Here is a 16,887-nt window from a genome sequence, read left to right as displayed (position 1 = left end):
CCGGGATTGTCCTGATCTGTAGTGGCCAGGCCACGCCTCCTGAGGCCTCCGGTTACATCGGGCCTTTCCTGCTCGTCTACGAGCGTTCTATCAACCGTCGTGGCAGCAGGGAGTGAGGTCGGGGCCCGCCAGCGCCAGCTGCGCTCGCAGCCACTCGCGTGGTGACCGTCGCCGACATCCGCCCCTGACATCAACAGTGCCGAACAGTGCCGGAGCTCCTCGGGCGCTGTGAGATTGCCGACCGCGAGGTCCCACTGGCTCAAGCAGCTCGCGCGACATATGAGGCTAGCTTGTAAAGCGGGGGTCGTCGGTTCGAACCCGACAGGGGGCTCAGCACCAGGAACACCGGAAGGGCCAGCTCACGAGGGAGATCCTCGGAGACTGGCCCTTCGCCGTCGCCCGAGCGGGGCGGTCCGGCCAGGGTGCGCGTGGGCGCGCCGTGGTCGTCGGCGTGCCACTGGTTCGTCCGCGTCGTCCCGGAGGCCGGCGACGATGCGGCAGTCGCCTACCGCGACGCCTACCACTACCGATCAAGCGGTTCGGCTCTCGTCCGCAGGAGAGGTCTTCACCAAGGGCGCCCGGTCCAGCTCGGTGACCAGGGCAGCCTCGGATGCTTCCCGGAAGGTGACGACTGCCTCGCCGTTCTCCCGTGCCCATGCGGTGAGCATCCTGATGGGTTCCTCCAGGGTGCGCCCGAGATCGGTCAGGCAGTACTCCACGCGCGGCGGCGCCTCGGCGTACGCGTGCCGCTCGACGAGCCCGTTGGCTTGGAGCCGGCGCAACGTCTGCGTCAGTACCTTGCGTGAGATGCCACCGCTGAGCTCGACCAACTCGCCGTGGCGCAAAGGGCCGTCGGTCAGGGCGAAGAGCGTGGCCATGGACCACTTGCTGGCGATGATCTCCAGGGCCAGCAGGGCAGGGCAGTCGGCGAGGAAGGAAATCCCGGGTCGCAGGCTCATGCCCGAACGTTACCTGGAGGTACCTATCGGCCGCCTATCGTCATCGAGGTGCGCACACCCCTCTACTCGCAACTCGCATGATTGAGGTTCAGCTGTGTTCGTCTCCCTTGCCGTCGTCACCGTGGTCATGTCGGCTCTTCTTCTCATATCGGCCGGGGCCAAGTCTCTGCGCACGCGGCACATCACCGAGCAGATGTCCACCCTCGGAGTGCCGCAGAGGATGATGGCGTTCCTGATCGGCGCTCAGGTCGCCGGCGCGGCGGGTTCGATCGCCGGACTCTGGTGGGGGCCTGTCGCAATCGCCGCCGCGATCGGCCTGACGCTCTATTTCGCCGGGGCGGTCGCCTTCCACCTGCGCGTCGGCGACCGCAAGGGCGCCGCTCCGGCGGCGGTCCTCACACTGGCCTCCGTCGCCCTGATCGTGCTGCGCGCTGCCACCCTCTGATCCACTGTGCCGACGCGGACCTGGCGGAACGGATCAGCGATCAGCGGTCGCACCTGCTGCCGGGCCGCTGGCGGCGCCTCGTGGTCGCCGGTCAGGGACGCCGGAGGATGACGGGGTCGTCGCCGAGGTCCGCGAGCAGGGCGTCCAGTTTGGCGCGGTCGACCGAGGACATCAGGAAGACGTGCACGTAGCTGCGCCGGGTGGACTCGTCGCCCGGGACCATCAGTACGTCCTGCGAGGACAGTGACCACTTCGCCACCAGCTCGGGGCTGGGCTTGCGAAACCGCACCGTGATGGCGCCCGGCGTGCGGGCCGGCCACAGGTCGACGTCCTTCTCCAGCTCCAGCAGGCGCAGTTGCTGCTCCAGGTAGGCGGCCAGGTCCTGGGCCCGGCGGATCCGGTCGACCTGGTCCTGGTAGGAGTGCCGGGAGAGGTGGTCCCAGAGGATGAGCGGGGAGAAGCCGTTGCGCGAGCCGGCGAAGGTGGTGTCCGGGGCGCCGATGTAGTCCGGCTGGGACGGCGGGGCGATCTGGTACTTGACCTTCGTCATGTAGATCCCGCACGGCCACGGCGCGCCGGGCCACTTGTGCCCGCTCATCGCGATCGAGGAGACCATGTCGAGGTCGCCGAACTCCCGGGTGGGCAGCGTGATGCCGAAGTCGAACTCCGGGAGGCGGGTGTCGGGGTCCCAGCCGAACCCGGCCGGGTCGTCGGCGGCCATCCGCAGGAAGGGCGCGTACCCGGCGCCGAGGGCGCCGTCCACGTGGATCCAGAAGCGCCGGCGCAGATCGACCAGCGGCTCGCCGGTCCGCGGGTCCTTGCCGTACGCCACCTCGCCCTGGATCAGCCCGTACTTCTCGAAGATCGGCAGCAGGCGCTCGCACACCCCGCGGACGTCGTCGTGCGCGCCCTTGAAGGTGCTGCCGAGGTTGAGGCTGACGAAGATCGGGTGCCCTTTGGCGGCGAAGAACTCGACCAGCACCGCCAGGGCGTCGACGTCTATCTCGCCGGTGCCGTCCCAGGAGTGACCCGAGGGTCCGCTGCGGGAGGGCACCTCGGCCGGCCATGCGCGCGGCCCCGCCGTCGCCCCGGCCTCCGCCCCCGCTGCCGCCGCCGCACCGCCCGCGGCGGCGGGCAGCGGGCACTCGTCCGGGTACTGCTCCGTGCCCACCGCGTGGAAGGTCTCGACACCCAGCACGTGGACGGCCTTGGCGAACGAGTAGTGGGTGTCCTCGGAGTAGAACGCCACCGGGCGGTAGGCGTTGGGGTTGCCCGGTTCGGCCGGGGCCTTGACGTACCGAGCGCCGCCGGACGGACCCGTCGGCGGCTGGATCAGGGCCTTGCCGCTCAGGTAGTCCCGGGCGTTCCAGAGCGCGTACATGTTGCCCTCGGTGGAGCCCATGGACAGCACGTAGCCCCAGTACGACTGCGGGTCGGCCGCGTCGTACGGACCGTCGGCGTGCCACAGCGCGGCGTAGTAGTCGAGCACCGCGCGCTCGACGACCTTGGTGTTGGGCTTGTAGCCGCCGCTCTGGAACGGGTCGCCGAGGTTGTTGATGTTGTGGTGCATGAACCGGCCGAGGTCGAAGGCGCTGCCGCCCATCTCCTGGGTGGCCTGGTACCCGAGCAGGTAGCGGCGCTTGCCCGTCAGGTAGGCGTCCATCGTGTCCAGGGCGCGCAGGCGCTGCTCGTCGTCCAGGCCGTCGGCCGGGAGCAGGAAGTCGCACAGGGCCGGCTCCTCGGCCGGTGCCTGCGGGCCGCCGGTGGCGGGCGCGAGGGCGGGTGCGGCGACGGAGGCGGACGCCTGCGCGGGCACGCCGAGGGGGGACGTCCGGGCGTCCGACCGGGCAGGGGCGCCGTGGCCGTGGCCCAGGTCAAGGGTCAGGGTGTCGGTTCGGCGCATGGCAGGGCTCTCCCGGGTCGCTGGGGTCGGAGGTCCCGCCGGCTGCGTCCGGGGGTTGGCGATGGCCGATCCGATCGGGAGCCAGAATGGAACCTGTGACTCCCCGAGGGGAAGCAATCCGCAGAAGATTCGGAATCACCTCCGAAAACCTTGCGAATCATCGGTTCGGAGCGGGACGCTGGGGAGCGTGCCGAATAATCCTCACGCCCGCCAGGCGCCCATCGACGACGTGGACCGGGCGATCCTGCGGATCCTCGCCGACAACGCCCGCACCCCGAACAACGCTCTGGCGGACGCGGTGGGCATCGCCCCTTCGACCTGCCTGGCCCGGGTGCGGTCGCTGCGCGAGCGCGGGGTCATCCGCGCCTTCCGCGCGGAGATCGCCCCCGCCGCGATCGGGCTGCCCCTGCAGGCGATGATCTCGGTCCGGCTCCGGGCCCACACCCGGGAGCAGAACGAGAGCTTCCGCGACACCGCCCCCGACATGCCCGGCGTCGTCGCCGTGTTCCACATGGCCGGGTCCGACGACTACCTGCTCCATGTCGCGCTCGCCCACCCCGACGCGCTGCGCGACTTCGTGGTGGACCACCTCACCACCCATCCCGCGGTGGCGCAGACCCGCACCAACCTGATCTTCGAGCAGATCGCCGGCCGCCGGCAGCTGGTCCCCGGCCTGTAGCGGGCGCCGGCCTGGGGCACGGGGTGTGGAGGGGCGGGCCGCCGGGGGCGGTCGTACGGTGGACCGGGGGCCCCTGAGGAGGAGGTCGCTATGCCTGGATCTGTCACGATCGGCCACGCCGAGGCACTGGTACTGCTCAGCCACCCGGACGCGGAGCGGCTGACCACGATGCTGCGGCAGATGTCGTCGATGCTGGAGGCGTCCGGTCCCAACCGGCTCACCGAGGCGCAGGTGACGGAGCTCTGCGAGGGGCGGATGGAGAACCGCGGCGAGCTCACCGAGTGGTGCCGGAACCTGTCGCAGTACCTGAACGCGCATCTCTGAACGCCCACTGTTGAACGCGCACTGCTGAACGCCCACTGCTGCACGCGCGCCCCTTCGGCGCGAAGGCGGCCGGCGGTGCCGGTCGCTGCGGCGGGTTCGGCCGGGGCCGCGGTCCGATCGGAGTCTGCGGCCCCGGCCGTCGGCCTGTCCGGTTCGCGGAGTGTTCCGGCTGCGGCCGTGGCCGTCGGTCCCCGGGAGTAGTTTGCGGGTATGGAGATCTCCTGGGTGGCCGTCGCGACGCCGCTGCCGACCGGACCGATGCAGCTGGCGGTGACCCCGCTCGGGGTGGCGGCGGCCTCGTACGCCGGTGAGTCGTTCGCCGGGCTGCCGATCGGGGTGCCGCGCTGCACCGACCCGCGCAAGGTCGAGGCCGTCCAGGGCCGGCTGGCGGAGTACTTCGCCGGTCGGTGCCGGGAGTTCGGGCTGCCGATCGACTGGCGGTTCGCCTCCGGGCCGCACCGGACCGTGCTGCAGCGGCTGCTGTCGGACGTCGGCTACGGGCGCACCATCACGTACGGCGAACTCGCCTCCCGCAGTGGCGTGTTCGAGGACGTGGCGGAACCGGGGCTGGCCGCCCGGACGGTCGGCCAGATGATGGGCGCCAACCCGCTGGCGCTGCTCGTCCCGTGCCACCGGGTGGTGGCGGCGGACGGGCTCGGCGGGTTCGGCGGCGGACCGTCCGGGATGGAGACCAAACGCTGGCTGCTGACGCTGGAGGGCGTCCTGCCACCGACGCTCGACTGGAACGGGCCGACCGGGGACTGATCCTCGGCCGGCTCGATCCGTCGCGCCGGTCCGCCCGCTGCCGGGCTCCGGACTGCCGGTCTCCGGACTGCCGGACTCGGAGTGGCCTGGTTCGGCAGGGGGGCGGGCGTCGGCGTGGCCGGGGCCGTGGGGCTCAGACCAGGCCGAGGACCGGTGCCGGCGTGTGCTCCAGGACGGGAGCCGCAGCCTGGCGGGGCAGCAGGCTCTGGCGCGGCAGGACCGGCTGCACGCCGGACACCAGGGTGTAGTCCGCCCCGAGGAGTTCGAGCTCGGCCGCGTGCGAGGGGGCCTCGCCGAGGGCCAGCTGGACGGCGGCCCAGGGCAGGTTCAGCCCGCACAGCCGGAGCTGGTGCAGGCCGCCGGACGGCCGGGTGTTGACGTCCAGCACGACCGGGCGGCCGCGGTGGTGGCGGAACTGCACGTTGGACAGGTACGAGACGCCGAAGTTCTCCACCAGCCGGCGGGTCGGCTCCAGGTAGGCCGGGTCGGTGGTGAAGTAGCGGCGGCGGCCCTGCTTGGCCCGGCCGACGGCGGTCAGCAGCCGGCCGTCCGGCGCGGCGAGGCAGTCGACCGAGACCTCGGGGCCTTCCAGGTACGGCATCACCAGCAGGTCGGCCGGTTCGGCGGCGGCGGCCAGCGCGGCCAGCACCTGGTCGAGCTGGATCGTGCCGTCCGGGAACCCGGCCAGCCGGCGCAGGGCGAACGGCTCGCGGGTGAGTATCCGGAAGCCTTCGCCGCCGGCGCCGGTGGCGGGCTTGAGGCAGGCGCGTCCGCCGTCCGCCTCGATCTCCTCGACCGCGGCCAGCAGCTCCTCGGCGGTGCGGACATGACGCCACATCGGGGTGGGCAGTCCCAGCGTGTCCATCGCGGCGTAGCCGTCGGTCTTGCTCTCGAAGACCGCGATGGCGGCGGCGGAGGGGCAGACCAGGGCGGTGCCGACCGCCTCGAAGTCGCGTCGGCGGACCGCCACGGCGAGCTGGCCGAGGCGCGGGACGAAGACGTCGATCCGGCGCCGGGCGCAGAATTCGAGCGCGAATTCCACATAAGCCTCGGGGGTGAGGCGGTCCGGTTCGAGAGAGCCGAAGTCGGCGGCGGCCAGTACCGGTGAGTCCGGGTCCGTATGCGTGGCATGGATCTCGATCGGGCGCGGCGCGGAGCGCAGCTGATCGATGAAGAAGACGTTCTCGGAGTAGGTGCGGTTCAGCCAGACGCGTACGGGGGCACTCACGGGGATCTCCCTGGACAAGGGCACAGCAGGGGGGAGGGGAGGCAGCAGGGCACCGGCCGGCCGTTCGCCTCTGCCGGGCCCTTGAGGTGGCACCTTAGCGGGCGCGCGGCCCCCGGTGAACGGGGGGTCGGGGGCTGTTCGGGACGGCGGGGGCGGAGCGTCGGCGGGGCGGCGTCCGGAGCGCCTGGATCACTTCGGATGGGGTGTCAACTCGCCTGGGGGAAGCTTGAGTTCTGGATGTGTTACGAGCGCGTGGCGGGCAGGGGCGAAGGTTGCGGGGGTGTGAATTTCCGGCGGCCGGAGTGCGGGGGCTGCGCGGGGCGTGGCCCGCACGCCGTCGCTCGTGCCGCGGCGAGCGGTGGCGGGGTGTGGCGAAGGCCCGTTCGGGGTGCCGCGGGCGGCGAGCTGATGTGGGCATGACTATGGCGGAAGTGGCCGGATCCGGATTCGAGTGAATGATCGAATGGTAATCGGCTGAATGTGCTTGTCGTCCTATTTATCCAGACCTATTGATCACTCGTATGAGTGATTGCGGACTTCCCTCTAATGGCCTCAGCATGAGTGGTGCGGCGGGATGCCGCATTGCGTGCGTGCTTCGAAAAGGGTTTGAGGGGGAGGGGGCGGGCCCGGATGTCGGCCGAGAACGATATCGCCGTTCCGGCGCGGGGAGGCAGCCCGGCCGGCGGGCAGCAGGCCGCCCCCGGGGCTGGTGGAAGGGGCTGACCTGCGGCCGGAGCGGCAGCCCGGTGGCGAGTGGCAGGAGCAGTAGCGCAGGAGCATTAGCACAGGCGCGGCAGCACGGGCGTGACAGCAGGAGCGGCAGAGCGGCAGCACGAACGGCAGCAGGAGCAGCAGAGCGAACGGCAGAGCGAATGTGCCGGCGGGAGAGCGTGGTCCCGTCCGGAGCCATGCCGACCCGGCCCGGGTCGGCCGTACGGCGGTGCGGTGGGGCTCCCGGCGGTGCAGCCGGAGGTCCGGTGTGCCGCCGGCCCGAGTTGGGGGAGGGACCAGGATGAGTATCTTCGCGCTGGAGCGTGATCACAGGGAGGGCAACGAGGCCGCCGAGGTCCTGTCGAGGACCAAGGCCATGGTGGACCCGGCCCTGCGGGCGGCTGTCGACACCCTGCCGGAGTCGATGCGCAGGATCGCCGGCTACCACTTCGGCTGGTGGGAACCGGACGGCGCACCGGCGCTGGCCGCCGGCTCGGGCAAGGCCATCCGGCCCGCCCTGGTGCTGGCCGCCACCCAGGCCGTCGGCGGTCCGGCAGCGGCGGCGGTCCGGCCCGCCGCCGCGGTGGAGCTGGTGCACAACTTCACCCTGCTGCACGACGACGTGATCGACCGCGACCAGACCAGGCGTCACCGGCCGACGGCCTGGCGGGTCTTCGGGACGACCGAGGCGATCCTCGCCGGCGACGCCATGCACTCACTGGCCCTGCGGATCCTCGCCGAGGACGTGCACCCCGCCGCGCCGGGCGCCGTGCGCCGGCTCGCCGACTGCGTGGTCGAGCTGTGCGCCGGCCAGCAGGCGGACTGCGCCTTCGAGCAGCGCAGTGACGTTTCGCTGGCCGAGTGCCTGACCATGGCCGAGGCCAAGACGGGTGCCCTGCTGGGCTGCGCCTGCGCGGTCGGCGCGCTGTACGCGGGGGCCGGGCAGCCGGCCGTCGACGCGATGGACGCCTTCGGCCGGGAGATCGGGTTGGCCTTCCAGCTGATCGACGACCTGATCGGGATCTGGGGCGATCCGGCGGTGACCGGCAAGCCGGTCGGCGCCGACCTCGTCGCCCGCAAGAAGTCCCTTCCGGTGGTGTTCGCGCTCGGCTCCGGCACGGAAGCGGGGGAGGAACTGGCCGCGCTCTACGCCATCGACCGCCCGCTGACCCCGGCCGAGCTGGAACGCGCGGCGCAGGCGGTGGAGCGGGCAGGCGGCCGCAGTTGGGCGCAGGGCGAGTCCTGCGAGCGGATGGCCGCGGCGATCGGCCACCTGGCGACGGCGGTGTCGGCGCCGGCCGCGGCCGACGAGTTGCTGGCACTGGCGGAACTGGTCACCCGGCGGTCGCACTAGGTTCCGGGCGGCGTACAGCGCACAGCCACCTTGCCCGGCGCGGTGCGGGGTGTACGCGCGGTGCGCGGGCCGCGGGAGACACAGGGCGCGCGGGCCTCGGGGCGCGCCCGCCGAGAGCGGGCCGACCGGCCGACGGACATCGGTCCGCCAACCGGTCGGAGCGGCCTGTCGGAGCGGTCCGTCGGTCGCGGCGGCCGGATCCCGGTGTCACCCGGCCTGGTCGAGGATCTTCCGCTCCTTGTCGGGGGCGATCCCGAGCGGGAGGTCGCCCTGGGCCCAGGACTCCTCGTCGGGACCGGTCTCCTGGAGCCAGGCCCAGGTGTCGCGGACGGTCTCGGCGAGCGGGCGGCTGGTCAGGCCCGCCGCGAGGGCGCGGGAGCTGTCGGCCTGCCAGGTGCCGTGCCAGTCGGGCAGGTCGGGTGTCCAGAGCGGGAGCTCGACCCAGGGGCCGACGTCGGAGGCGAGCAGGGTGTTGTCGTCCGTCCAGACCAGTTCGGCGTCGGAGCCGGTGGCGCGGATGCAGTGGCCGAGGAAGTCGCCGTAGGTGTCACGTCCTGTCGGGCCGGTGGTGATGTAGCGGCCGGTCTCGCCGCGTTCCAACAGGTCGAGGCCGAAGGCGGCGAAGTCCCGGACGTCGATCAGCTGCATCGGGCGGTCCGGGTTGCCGGGGGCCAGCACCCGGCCGCCGGCGGCGATCCGTTCCAGCCACCAGGGCAGTCGGCCGACGGGCTCGTGCGGGCCGATCAGCAGACCGCAGTTGAGCAGCAGGGTCCGGGCGCCGAACTCGGTGAGCAGGGCACGTTCGCAACCGGCCTTGAGGGGGTTGCCGGGCGGCTGGTCGGGCGGGGTGTCCGCGGGGCAGGGGTGGGTCGGGGAGGATTCGTCGACCGGCGCGGCGGGCCAGTCGGAGAAGGCATGGATCGAGGAGACGAACGTGTAGTGGTCGGCGTGGTCGCGCAGCAGCCCGGCGGCCCGGGCCACGTCGTGCGGCTGCTGGCCGGAGGTGTCCACCACCGCGTCCCAGCGGCGTCCGGCGACCAGCTTCTCGAGGTCGGCCTGGCTGGTGCGGTCGCCGTGCACGGCCTCGACACCGGGCTGGTCGGCCCGGCTGACGCCGCGGTTGAAGGTGGTGACCTCGTGGCCGCGGGCGAGCGCCTCCAGGACGTAGGCCCGACCGAGGAACTTCGAGCCGCCGAGTATGAGGATCTTCATGTGGTGAGCCTCTCCGAGGAGTGGCGGCGCTACCCCTGCGTTCACTCCTGGCTGAGCGTGAGAGGCGGATAGCGGGCGGCCGGGTCCTGGACTGCGCGACCGCATAGCCTCGCCGTCCCCGCTGCGGGGTGGGGTGGGGTGGCCCCCGTTAGCCGCGGCGTGGCGGGGCGGGTCGACACGCCGTCCGGGCCGATGGCCACCGACGTCTGGTATGTCCTGGTATGTCTAGTTCGTTGGTTCGGCCCGCCACCCAGAGGAGTGCTCGGCATGGGCAACCCGGTGCTGGTCGACCCGGACACCGTGCGCAGGACCGCGGCCGATGCCTGGATCTGGGGCCTCCCGCTCACCGAGAACTACCGGACGCTGTACCCCCGGGCCGTCGATGACGCGGACCCGCGGTACGTCGGCGGGTTCGGCGTCTTCGGCCACCGGGCGCGGCCGATCACCCCGGCCGACCCGGACCAGGTCACCCCGGGTGGCGACCCCGACATCCTCTGTTCCCGGGCCTGGCTGGACCTGAGGGCCGAACCGTGGGTTGTCGAGGTGCCGGAGCCGACCGGCCCTGACCGCCGCTACCGGGTGGTCTCGCTGCACGATCTGGACACCCGCTGCATCGGCTGCATCGACTGCATCGGTTCCGCCGAGCCGGGCCCCACCGACGGCCCGGGATCCGCGACCGAGAGCGCCGGCCGTCGCCTGGTGGGCGGCCCAGGGTTCACCGGCGCCGTCCCGCCCGGCTTCGGCGGGATCCTGCGGGCGGGGAGCGACCTGGTCGCCGTCGTCGCCCGCACGCACCTGGCGGGACCGCAGGACCTGGCGGCGCTGCGGGAGAGCCAGAACGGGTACCGGCTGACGCCGCTCAGCGCCTACCTCGGCGGACAGCCGCCGAGCAGCCCGCCCGAGCCGCACTGGCCGGTCTGGCGCGAGGAGGCCCGCGAGGGCCTGGACTTCTTCTCGTACCTCGACTTCCTGCTCGGTTTCCTGCCGCTGCGCCCGGCCGAGGCCGAGCTGCGTGGCAGGCTGGCCGAACTGGGCGTCGGCGCAGGCGACTTCGAACCGGCCGCCCTCCCTGTCCAGCTGCGCGAGGCGATGACGCTGGGCATCGGGGACGGCCGCGCGGAGCTGGCCGGGGCGAGGGCCACCGGCCCACTGGGCGCCCGCGGTGACGTCCGCGCCGACGCCCACGCCAACGCCCAAGCCCGCGCCGACGGCGACGCGTCGCGCGCCGGCCGCGGTGACCCGTCGTCCTGGGCGGCCGCGGTGCTCCGCGACCCGTACGCGCTGCCGCCCGACCAGGCCTGGTGCGTGGACCTCGACGTGGACCCCGGCACGGTCGGTGGGAGTGGGCGGACGGCCGACGTGCGCGGACGTGACTTCGCTCTCCGCTTCGCGCCGGGCGAGCTCCCGCCGGTCCGGCACTTCTGGTCGGTGGCCGTCCACGGGGTGCCCACCCGGCTGCCGGTCGCCAACCCGATCGACCGGTACGCGATCGGCGACCGAACCCCCGGCCTGGTCCGGGACCCCGATGGCGGCCTGACCCTGCACCTCCGGCGGGACCGTCCGGCCGACGCGGCGGCCGCCGCCAACTGGCTGCCCGTGCCGGACGGGCCGTTCGCGGCGGTGCTCCGGCTGTACGGCCCGGACCCCGCCGTACCGGCCGGCCGCTGGAGACCCCCGCGGCTGACCGTCCGGCCCTGACCGCCCGCCGCCCCCCAGTACCCGCGATCTGCCGCCCCGACCCGCTGTCCCACCCGACGCCCCGAAGGAGAGGAACGCCATGTCCCAGCCGGCCCCGGAGACCCTGGCCGCCGATGCCTTCATCTACGGCTACCCGCTGGTCGCCTCCCTCGCCAAGGTCGACGCCTTCCTGACCGCCGGCATGGCCTCGCTGCCCGCCACCGGGTTCAACCGGTTCGGCCACGCCGATGTGCTGGCGGGTCCCGATGCCGAGTTCGTCTCCGTCAACAACGACACCGTGTACTCGATCGCCCAGCTGGACCTCTCCGGTGGTCCGCTGGTGCTGCAGGTGCCCGACACCGACGGCGCCTACTACGTGCTGCAGTTCGTCGACGCATGGACCAACAACTTCGCCTACCTCGGACGACGGGCCACCGGCACCGCCGCCCGGACCTGGTTGATCACCCCGCCCGGCTGGCACGGGACCCCGCCGGAGGGCGTCCGCGCGGTGGTCTCCCCGACCATGGTCGCCACCATCGTCGGCCGCAACGCCTGCGCCGGCGAGGACGACATGCCGCGTGTGCGCGCCCTCCAGCAGCAGCTGACGCTCACTCCCCTGGAGCCCGGCGGCGTGTACGCAGGCCTCCCCGCCCCGGATCCCGGCGTACCGGACGAGCTGCGCTTCCTCGAACAGCTGCGGGTCTGGATGGCGGCCTTCCCACCGGCCGCACCGGACGTCGAGTACCAGCAGCGGTTCGCCGCGCTGGGGCTGCTGGACGAAGGACACTCGCCGTACCTCGCCGCGGCCCCCGGATGGACCCAGGCCCTGATCAAGGGGCTGGCGGCGGGCAGGGCCAGGCTGGAGGCGGCCAGCCGCCCGCCGGAGAGCCACAACACCGGTGAGTGGACCGGGAACCTGCACCTCTTCGACTACAACCTGGACCACTTCGGCCCCGGCACCCTCGACGACCCGCAGTGGCGGATCCCCGACCGCCGGGCCGCCTACCTGACCCGGGCCGTGGCGGCCAGGATCGGGCTCTGGGGCAACCACGCCTACGAGGCCGCGTACTCGTCCGTCCACCACGATGCCGAGGGCGTGCTGCTGACCGGCGCCCGCTCGTACACCCTGAGGTTCGACGCGCCGCCGCCGGTGGACGCGTTCTGGTCGGTCACCATGTACGACGCCCAGGACTACTACCTGGTCCGCAACCCGGCCGGGCGGTACTCGGTGGGGGACCGCACCCCCGGGCTGGTCCACGGCGCGGACGGCTCGCTGACCCTGACGCTGCAGCACGAACGGCCGACCGACCCCGCCGACGCCGCGAACTGGCTGCCCACCCCGGAGGGCGAGTTCCGGCCGATGCTCCGGATGTACCAGCCGGGCCCGGCCGTCCTCGACGGCTCGTACCGACTGCCACCCATCCGCCCCACGGACCCGACGGAAACGGCAGACCCCACGGACCCCACGGACCCCACCGACGCTGCGGGCCGCACCAACCACAGCGACCCGGATCGGCCCACCGGGCCCAGCTGACCTGTCCGGCCCAGCTGACCTGTCCGGCCCGTCGGCCCGAGGCACTGCGGCCGAGGTGGGTCAGGCCGGCCGCCGGCGTGCTGTTCGGGCTGTTCGGTGTCCGCCAGTCGCATGCGCGGCCACGCCCCGGGACGTCACCGTGCCACCGGATGGATGCAGGCCCTCGACCGTTTCACCCCGATGACGTCCGCCAGGCCTTGTCGCCCGTGCTGGTGGCCTCGCTGGGGCAGCCGCATTCCAGGCAGCGGGCCGCCGTCAGGGCCCGGGCGTCCCGCCGCCCGCCTGGGACGGCCCGGCCGGGCCCGGGGCGTGCTGCCCGGGTGGCGGCGACGTGGCCGGGGGTGGCGAGGACGGCGTGGTGGCGGGACCGGACGGACCGGACGGGGTGGGTGTCGGTGTGGGCGTCGGGTTCGGCGTCGACGTGGGGGCCGGGGTCGCGGGGGAGGAAGGATCGGGCGACGGGCCGTCGGTGGGGGTGGTCGGGGACGGATCCGTGGGAGCGGGATCAGTGGCCTGCCCGTCCCCGCCGGGGCTCCGCGGGCCGCCCTCCAGGGTGACCACCGCCTCGGAGGGCGGCAGCGCGATCCGCGCCGTCCACGGCCCGGCCGGCACCCGGGCCTCGTCGACCGTGACCGTCACCGTGATCCGCTGGCCGGGCGCCAGCGTGCCCGAGTCGCGGCTGAGGCGCAGCCAGTCCGCGTCCAGCACGGCGTGCCAGGTGATCGTGCTGCTGCCCGAGTTGGTCAGGGTGAGGACGGTCCGGCTGCCGTACTCCCGGGCGTCCACGGTGAGCCGGCCGGTCTGCTGCTGGTCGGCGGTGCCGGAGGCGTCGGAGGCGTCGGTGACGGCCGACCAGGGCGTCAAGGCACCCGTCGCGGGGACCCTGGGCGGTACGGGCACCGCGACTCCCCGAACCGTGGGGAGGGACGTTTCTGCAGTCACCACACCGGCCAACTGCAGCTCAGCGGCCACCGAGCCCGGGACGGCGGGCACCACCACCGGTGGTACCGGCACCGCGGGCAGCGCCGCACCCCCGACGGGCGAGGAGCCGACCCGTACCGACGAGATCGCCGCTGCGGAGTCCGTGCCGCCGCCGTCCCGCTGGGCGGCCCAGAGCGCCACCACCGGGGCAGTCAGTACGGCCGCCAGCACGCCTGTGGTCACCACCCGCTGACGCACCGCCAGCGAACGGCCGGCGGCCGGCGCCCGGTGGCGCGGGAAGCCCTGATGGTCGAAGCGCGGCTCCAGATAATCCGCCGCGTCGCCGCAGTCCGCGCCCCCGCCGCGCCCGCTTCCCCCGCCGCGCCCGCCCGTACGCGCTCCCGCGCCTTGGCGGGCACCGCCGCGGAACGGCGCCGTCGCCCGACGCCCGGCCGCCGCGCCCGCGAGGAACGCCGCCCCCGCCGCCCCGTCCGGCAGCTGCGCCGCCGTGCCGCCCAGCCGCACCGGCACCGGCGCGGTCAGCAGGGGCAGGCCCGGCAGCCCGGCCAGTCCGGTACCCAGCTCCCCGGCCACCCGTTCGGCGGTACCCCGGCAGGTCGGGCAGTCCACCACGTGCTGCACCAGCTCCCGGCGCAGCGCGGGGCCCAGCACCCAGCCGCGCCAGCTCTCCGCGCCGACCCCGCCGAGCCGCGCCAGCACCGGACAGCTGCCCACGCCGAGCACCAGCAGCGCCGTCCTGGTCCTGCCCACCTCGGCACCGGCCGTGGCCAGCAGTTCTGCCACGGCGGCACCGGACCGTCCGAGCACCGCCGCCACCTCCTCGGGGGAGAGCTTGTGCCGGACGGCCAGTTCCAGCGCCTCGCGCTGCTCCGGTTCGGTACCGGCCGCCTCGGGCCAGGCGAGTGAGGCCAGTTCCCGGCGTCGCCGCTCGGCCAGTTCGGTGCCGGGCGGCTCGGCGGGCGAGCCGGATCCGCGTTCCAGCTGTTCCAGGCAGCAGTGCCGGGCCAGCGCGTACAGCCAGGCCCGCCCGAGGTCGGGGTCGGCCAGGCGGCCGTCGTGCCGCAGCGCGAGGTCCCGGACCTCGGCGACGGCGGCGAGCGCGGCGTCGTGGTCGCACAGGACGGACAGGCAGTAGGTGAAAAGCCCGTCGACACAGCGCCCGTAGGCCCGCAGGGTGGGGGAGCTGCCGGCCGCCGGGGAACCGGCGGAGGTGGGGGAGGCAAACCTGGTGGTCACGTTCCGACGGTAGAGAGAGCAGCCCGGCCGGCCCCCGGAATCCCGGCGCTTGTACTTCTTTCGGGTAACAGGATCGCCGTGTACGGGACACCGGCCGGTCCGCTCCCGACGGCTGTCGTGCGCACGCCGCACCGTGCGTCCGGGGCCCGGCCCGCTCCGGCGCCGGGGCCGCGGGACGCCCGGCAGCGGGACCCGCCGGGCCCGCGGGCGGTGCGGGAGGACCGGCGGCGCGGGAAGGAGGACGGGCGGTGCGGACGGGCCCGCGGGCCGGGCCGGACCGGGCCGGGTTGTCGTACCCACCCGCTACGGTTGGCCGCATGGCTGCCCGCACCAAGACCACCGCCAAGCCCCGCCCGGCGTACCGCTGCACCGAGTGCGGCAACCAGCTCCCGAAATGGGTCGGCCGGTGCCCCGAGTGCAACGCCTGGGGCACCGTCGAGGAGTACGGCGCCGTCCCGATCCGGACCACCGCCGCCGGACCGGTCAGCTCCCCGGCCAAGCCGATCGGGCAGGTCGACGGCCAGGTCGCCACGGCCAGGACCACCGGGGTGCCCGAGCTGGACCGGGTGCTCGGCGGCGGCATCGTCCCCGGCGCGGTGGTGCTGCTCGCGGGCGAGCCCGGTGTCGGCAAGTCGACACTCCTGCTGGACGTCGCCGCCAAGGCCGCCAGCGACCGGCACCGCACCCTGTACGTCACCGGCGAGGAGTCGGCCGGGCAGGTCCGGCTCCGGGCCGACCGGATCAACGCGCTCTCCGACCACCTCTACCTGGCCGCCGAGTCCGACCTCGGCGCGGTGCTCGGGCACATCGAGGCCGTCAACCCCGGACTGCTGATCCTCGACTCGGTGCAGACCATCGCCTCCGCCGAACTCGACGGTGCCCCCGGCGGCCCGGCCCAGGTCCGAGAGGTGGCGGGGGCGCTGATCCGGGCGTCCAAGGAGCGCGGCATGGCCACGCTGCTGGTCGGCCACGTCACCAAGGACGGCCAGATCGCCGGCCCCCGCCTGCTGGAGCACCTGGTCGACGTGGTGCTCAGCTTCGAGGGCGACCGGCACGCCCGGCTGCGCATCATCCGCGGCGTCAAGAACCGCTACGGCGCCACCGACGAGGTCGGCTGCTTCGAGCTGCACGACGAGGGGATCGAGGGGCTGGCCGACCCGTCCGGCCTGTTCCTGACCAGGCGTGACAAGCCGGTGCCCGGCACCTGCCTGACCGTCACCCTGGAGGGACGGCGGCCGCTGGTCGCCGAGGTGCAGGCCCTGATGGTGGACTCGCAGATCCCCTCGCCCCGGCGGACCACCTCCGGGCTGGAGTCGCCCCGGATCGCGATGATCCTCGCCGTCGTCGAGCGGCACGGCGGCGTCAAGCTCGGCAAGCAGGACATCTACACGGCGACGGTCGGCGGCGTGAAGCTCAGCGAGCCGTCCGCCGACCTGGCCATCGCGCTCGCGGTTGCCAGCTCCTCCTCCGACACCCCGCTGCCGAGCAACCTGGTCGCGATCGGCGAGGTCGGCCTGGCCGGCGAGGTCCGCCGGGTCACCGGGGTGCAGCGGCGGCTGGCGGAGGCTCACCGGCTCGGCTTCACCCACGCGCTCGTCCCGCCGGACCCGGGCAAGGTGCCGCCGGGGATGACGGTGGTCGAGGTCGCGGACATCGGCGAGGCCCTGCGCGCCATCCCGGGCCGCCGCCGGGGACCGGCCAAGCCGCGCACCGAGGACGCCAAGGCACCCGCCGGCGCGACCGCCACCGGGGCCGCGCGGACCGCCGCCGCAGGCTCCCGCACGGCCGCCGGGGTGTCCCGGACGGGCCGCTCGGCGGGGTCCCCGGCCGGGGTGCCGGCGGTCGTTCCGGCCTATCCGGAGGAGCTGATGGAGGGCTGGGAGCCGGTCGACTCCGACGAACTGCGCTGACTCATGCC

General features: G+C 73.8%; 13 protein-coding genes. 8 read left to right on the top strand and 5 right to left on the bottom strand.

Annotated features, from left to right (window positions below):
• Positions 1 to 530: 530 nt before the first annotated feature.
• Positions 531 to 959, bottom strand: coding sequence for a winged helix-turn-helix transcriptional regulator (locus tag AC2TEW_RS28745; RefSeq protein ID WP_484626272.1), 429 nt, complete (start codon positions 957 to 959; stop codon positions 531 to 533).
• A 94-nt stretch (positions 960 to 1,053) separates the two neighbouring features.
• On the opposite strand from AC2TEW_RS28745, the gene AC2TEW_RS28740 reads away from it, so the two are divergent.
• Entirely contained in the window at positions 1,054 to 1,404 is a 351-nt protein-coding gene (locus AC2TEW_RS28740) for a DoxX family protein (protein WP_484626271.1), read from the top strand.
• 91 nt (positions 1,405 to 1,495) lie between these two features.
• On the opposite strand, the gene AC2TEW_RS28735 is transcribed toward AC2TEW_RS28740, so the two are convergent.
• Complete coding sequence (locus AC2TEW_RS28735; protein ID WP_484626270.1) at positions 1,496 to 3,307, bottom strand: PLP-dependent aminotransferase family protein; 1,812 nt, start codon at positions 3,305 to 3,307, stop codon at positions 1,496 to 1,498.
• Between the two features lie 187 nt (positions 3,308 to 3,494).
• Here AC2TEW_RS28735 and AC2TEW_RS28730 point away from each other — a divergent pair, with 187 nt between their 5' ends.
• The 3 genes from AC2TEW_RS28730 (at position 3,495) to AC2TEW_RS28720 (ending at position 5,075) form a co-directional block, all read left to right on the top strand.
• Positions 3,495 to 3,986 (top strand): Lrp/AsnC family transcriptional regulator, encoded by a 492-nt coding sequence (locus AC2TEW_RS28730; RefSeq protein ID WP_484626269.1) that lies wholly within the window; start codon positions 3,495 to 3,497, stop codon positions 3,984 to 3,986.
• Between the two features lie 90 nt (positions 3,987 to 4,076).
• Entirely contained in the window at positions 4,077 to 4,310 is a 234-nt protein-coding gene (locus tag AC2TEW_RS28725; protein WP_033820413.1) for a hypothetical protein, read from the top strand.
• 210 nt (positions 4,311 to 4,520) lie between these two features.
• The gene (locus AC2TEW_RS28720; RefSeq protein ID WP_484626268.1) at positions 4,521 to 5,075 is read left to right on the top strand and encodes a methylated-DNA--[protein]-cysteine S-methyltransferase; all 555 of its coding nucleotides are present in this window, start codon (positions 4,521 to 4,523) and stop codon (positions 5,073 to 5,075) included.
• Positions 5,076 to 5,208: 133 nt separating this feature from the next.
• On the opposite strand, the gene AC2TEW_RS28715 is transcribed toward AC2TEW_RS28720, so the two are convergent.
• A complete protein-coding gene (locus AC2TEW_RS28715; RefSeq protein WP_484626267.1) occupies positions 5,209 to 6,303 on the bottom strand; it encodes an ATP-grasp domain-containing protein in 1,095 nt (364 codons plus the stop codon).
• Between the two features lie 1,012 nt (positions 6,304 to 7,315).
• On the opposite strand from AC2TEW_RS28715, the gene AC2TEW_RS28710 reads away from it, so the two are divergent.
• Positions 7,316 to 8,368, top strand: coding sequence for a family 2 encapsulin nanocompartment cargo protein polyprenyl transferase (locus tag AC2TEW_RS28710; protein ID WP_484626266.1), 1,053 nt, complete (start codon positions 7,316 to 7,318; stop codon positions 8,366 to 8,368).
• Positions 8,369 to 8,575: 207 nt separating this feature from the next.
• On the opposite strand, the gene AC2TEW_RS28705 is transcribed toward AC2TEW_RS28710, so the two are convergent.
• Positions 8,576 to 9,580 carry an NAD-dependent epimerase/dehydratase family protein gene (locus AC2TEW_RS28705; RefSeq protein WP_484626265.1) on the bottom strand — a complete coding sequence of 335 codons (1,005 nt, stop codon included), beginning with the start codon at positions 9,578 to 9,580 and terminating at the stop codon, positions 8,576 to 8,578.
• A 267-nt stretch (positions 9,581 to 9,847) separates the two neighbouring features.
• Between AC2TEW_RS28705 and AC2TEW_RS28700 the strand changes: the two genes are divergently transcribed.
• Positions 9,848 to 11,278: a DUF1214 domain-containing protein gene (locus AC2TEW_RS28700; RefSeq protein ID WP_484626264.1), complete on the top strand. Its 1,431-nt coding sequence runs from the start codon at positions 9,848 to 9,850 to the stop codon at positions 11,276 to 11,278.
• Between the two features lie 79 nt (positions 11,279 to 11,357).
• Complete coding sequence (locus AC2TEW_RS28695) at positions 11,358 to 12,791, top strand: DUF1254 domain-containing protein (protein ID WP_484626263.1); 1,434 nt, start codon at positions 11,358 to 11,360, stop codon at positions 12,789 to 12,791.
• Between the two features lie 255 nt (positions 12,792 to 13,046).
• On the opposite strand, the gene AC2TEW_RS28690 is transcribed toward AC2TEW_RS28695, so the two are convergent.
• The gene (locus AC2TEW_RS28690) at positions 13,047 to 14,969 is read right to left on the bottom strand and encodes a BACON domain-containing protein (RefSeq protein WP_484626262.1); all 1,923 of its coding nucleotides are present in this window, start codon (positions 14,967 to 14,969) and stop codon (positions 13,047 to 13,049) included.
• A gap of 317 nt (positions 14,970 to 15,286) precedes the next feature.
• On the opposite strand from AC2TEW_RS28690, the gene radA reads away from it, so the two are divergent.
• The gene (gene radA / locus AC2TEW_RS28685) at positions 15,287 to 16,879 is read left to right on the top strand and encodes a DNA repair protein RadA (RefSeq protein WP_484626261.1); all 1,593 of its coding nucleotides are present in this window, start codon (positions 15,287 to 15,289) and stop codon (positions 16,877 to 16,879) included.
• Positions 16,880 to 16,887 lie beyond the last annotated feature (8 nt).

The organism is Kitasatospora sp. NEAU-CNBT7, assembly GCF_057220535.1.
This window is presented reverse-complemented; position numbering and strand designations above follow the sequence as displayed.

Coding starts and splice junctions, on each gene's coding strand:
- AC2TEW_RS28745 (WP_484626272.1), bottom strand. CDS start 959: ATGAGCCTGCGACCCGGGATTTCCTTCCTCGCCGACTGCCCTGCCCTG.
- AC2TEW_RS28735 (WP_484626270.1), bottom strand. CDS start 3,307: ATGCGCCGAACCGACACCCTGACCCTTGACCTGGGCCACGGCCACGGC.
- AC2TEW_RS28725 (WP_033820413.1), top strand. CDS start 4,077: ATGCCTGGATCTGTCACGATCGGCCACGCCGAGGCACTGGTACTGCTC.
- AC2TEW_RS28720 (WP_484626268.1), top strand. CDS start 4,521: ATGGAGATCTCCTGGGTGGCCGTCGCGACGCCGCTGCCGACCGGACCG.
- AC2TEW_RS28710 (WP_484626266.1), top strand. CDS start 7,316: ATGAGTATCTTCGCGCTGGAGCGTGATCACAGGGAGGGCAACGAGGCC.
- AC2TEW_RS28705 (WP_484626265.1), bottom strand. CDS start 9,580: ATGAAGATCCTCATACTCGGCGGCTCGAAGTTCCTCGGTCGGGCCTAC.
- AC2TEW_RS28700 (WP_484626264.1), top strand. CDS start 9,848: ATGGGCAACCCGGTGCTGGTCGACCCGGACACCGTGCGCAGGACCGCG.
- AC2TEW_RS28695 (WP_484626263.1), top strand. CDS start 11,358: ATGTCCCAGCCGGCCCCGGAGACCCTGGCCGCCGATGCCTTCATCTAC.
- radA (WP_484626261.1), top strand. CDS start 15,287: ATGGCTGCCCGCACCAAGACCACCGCCAAGCCCCGCCCGGCGTACCGC.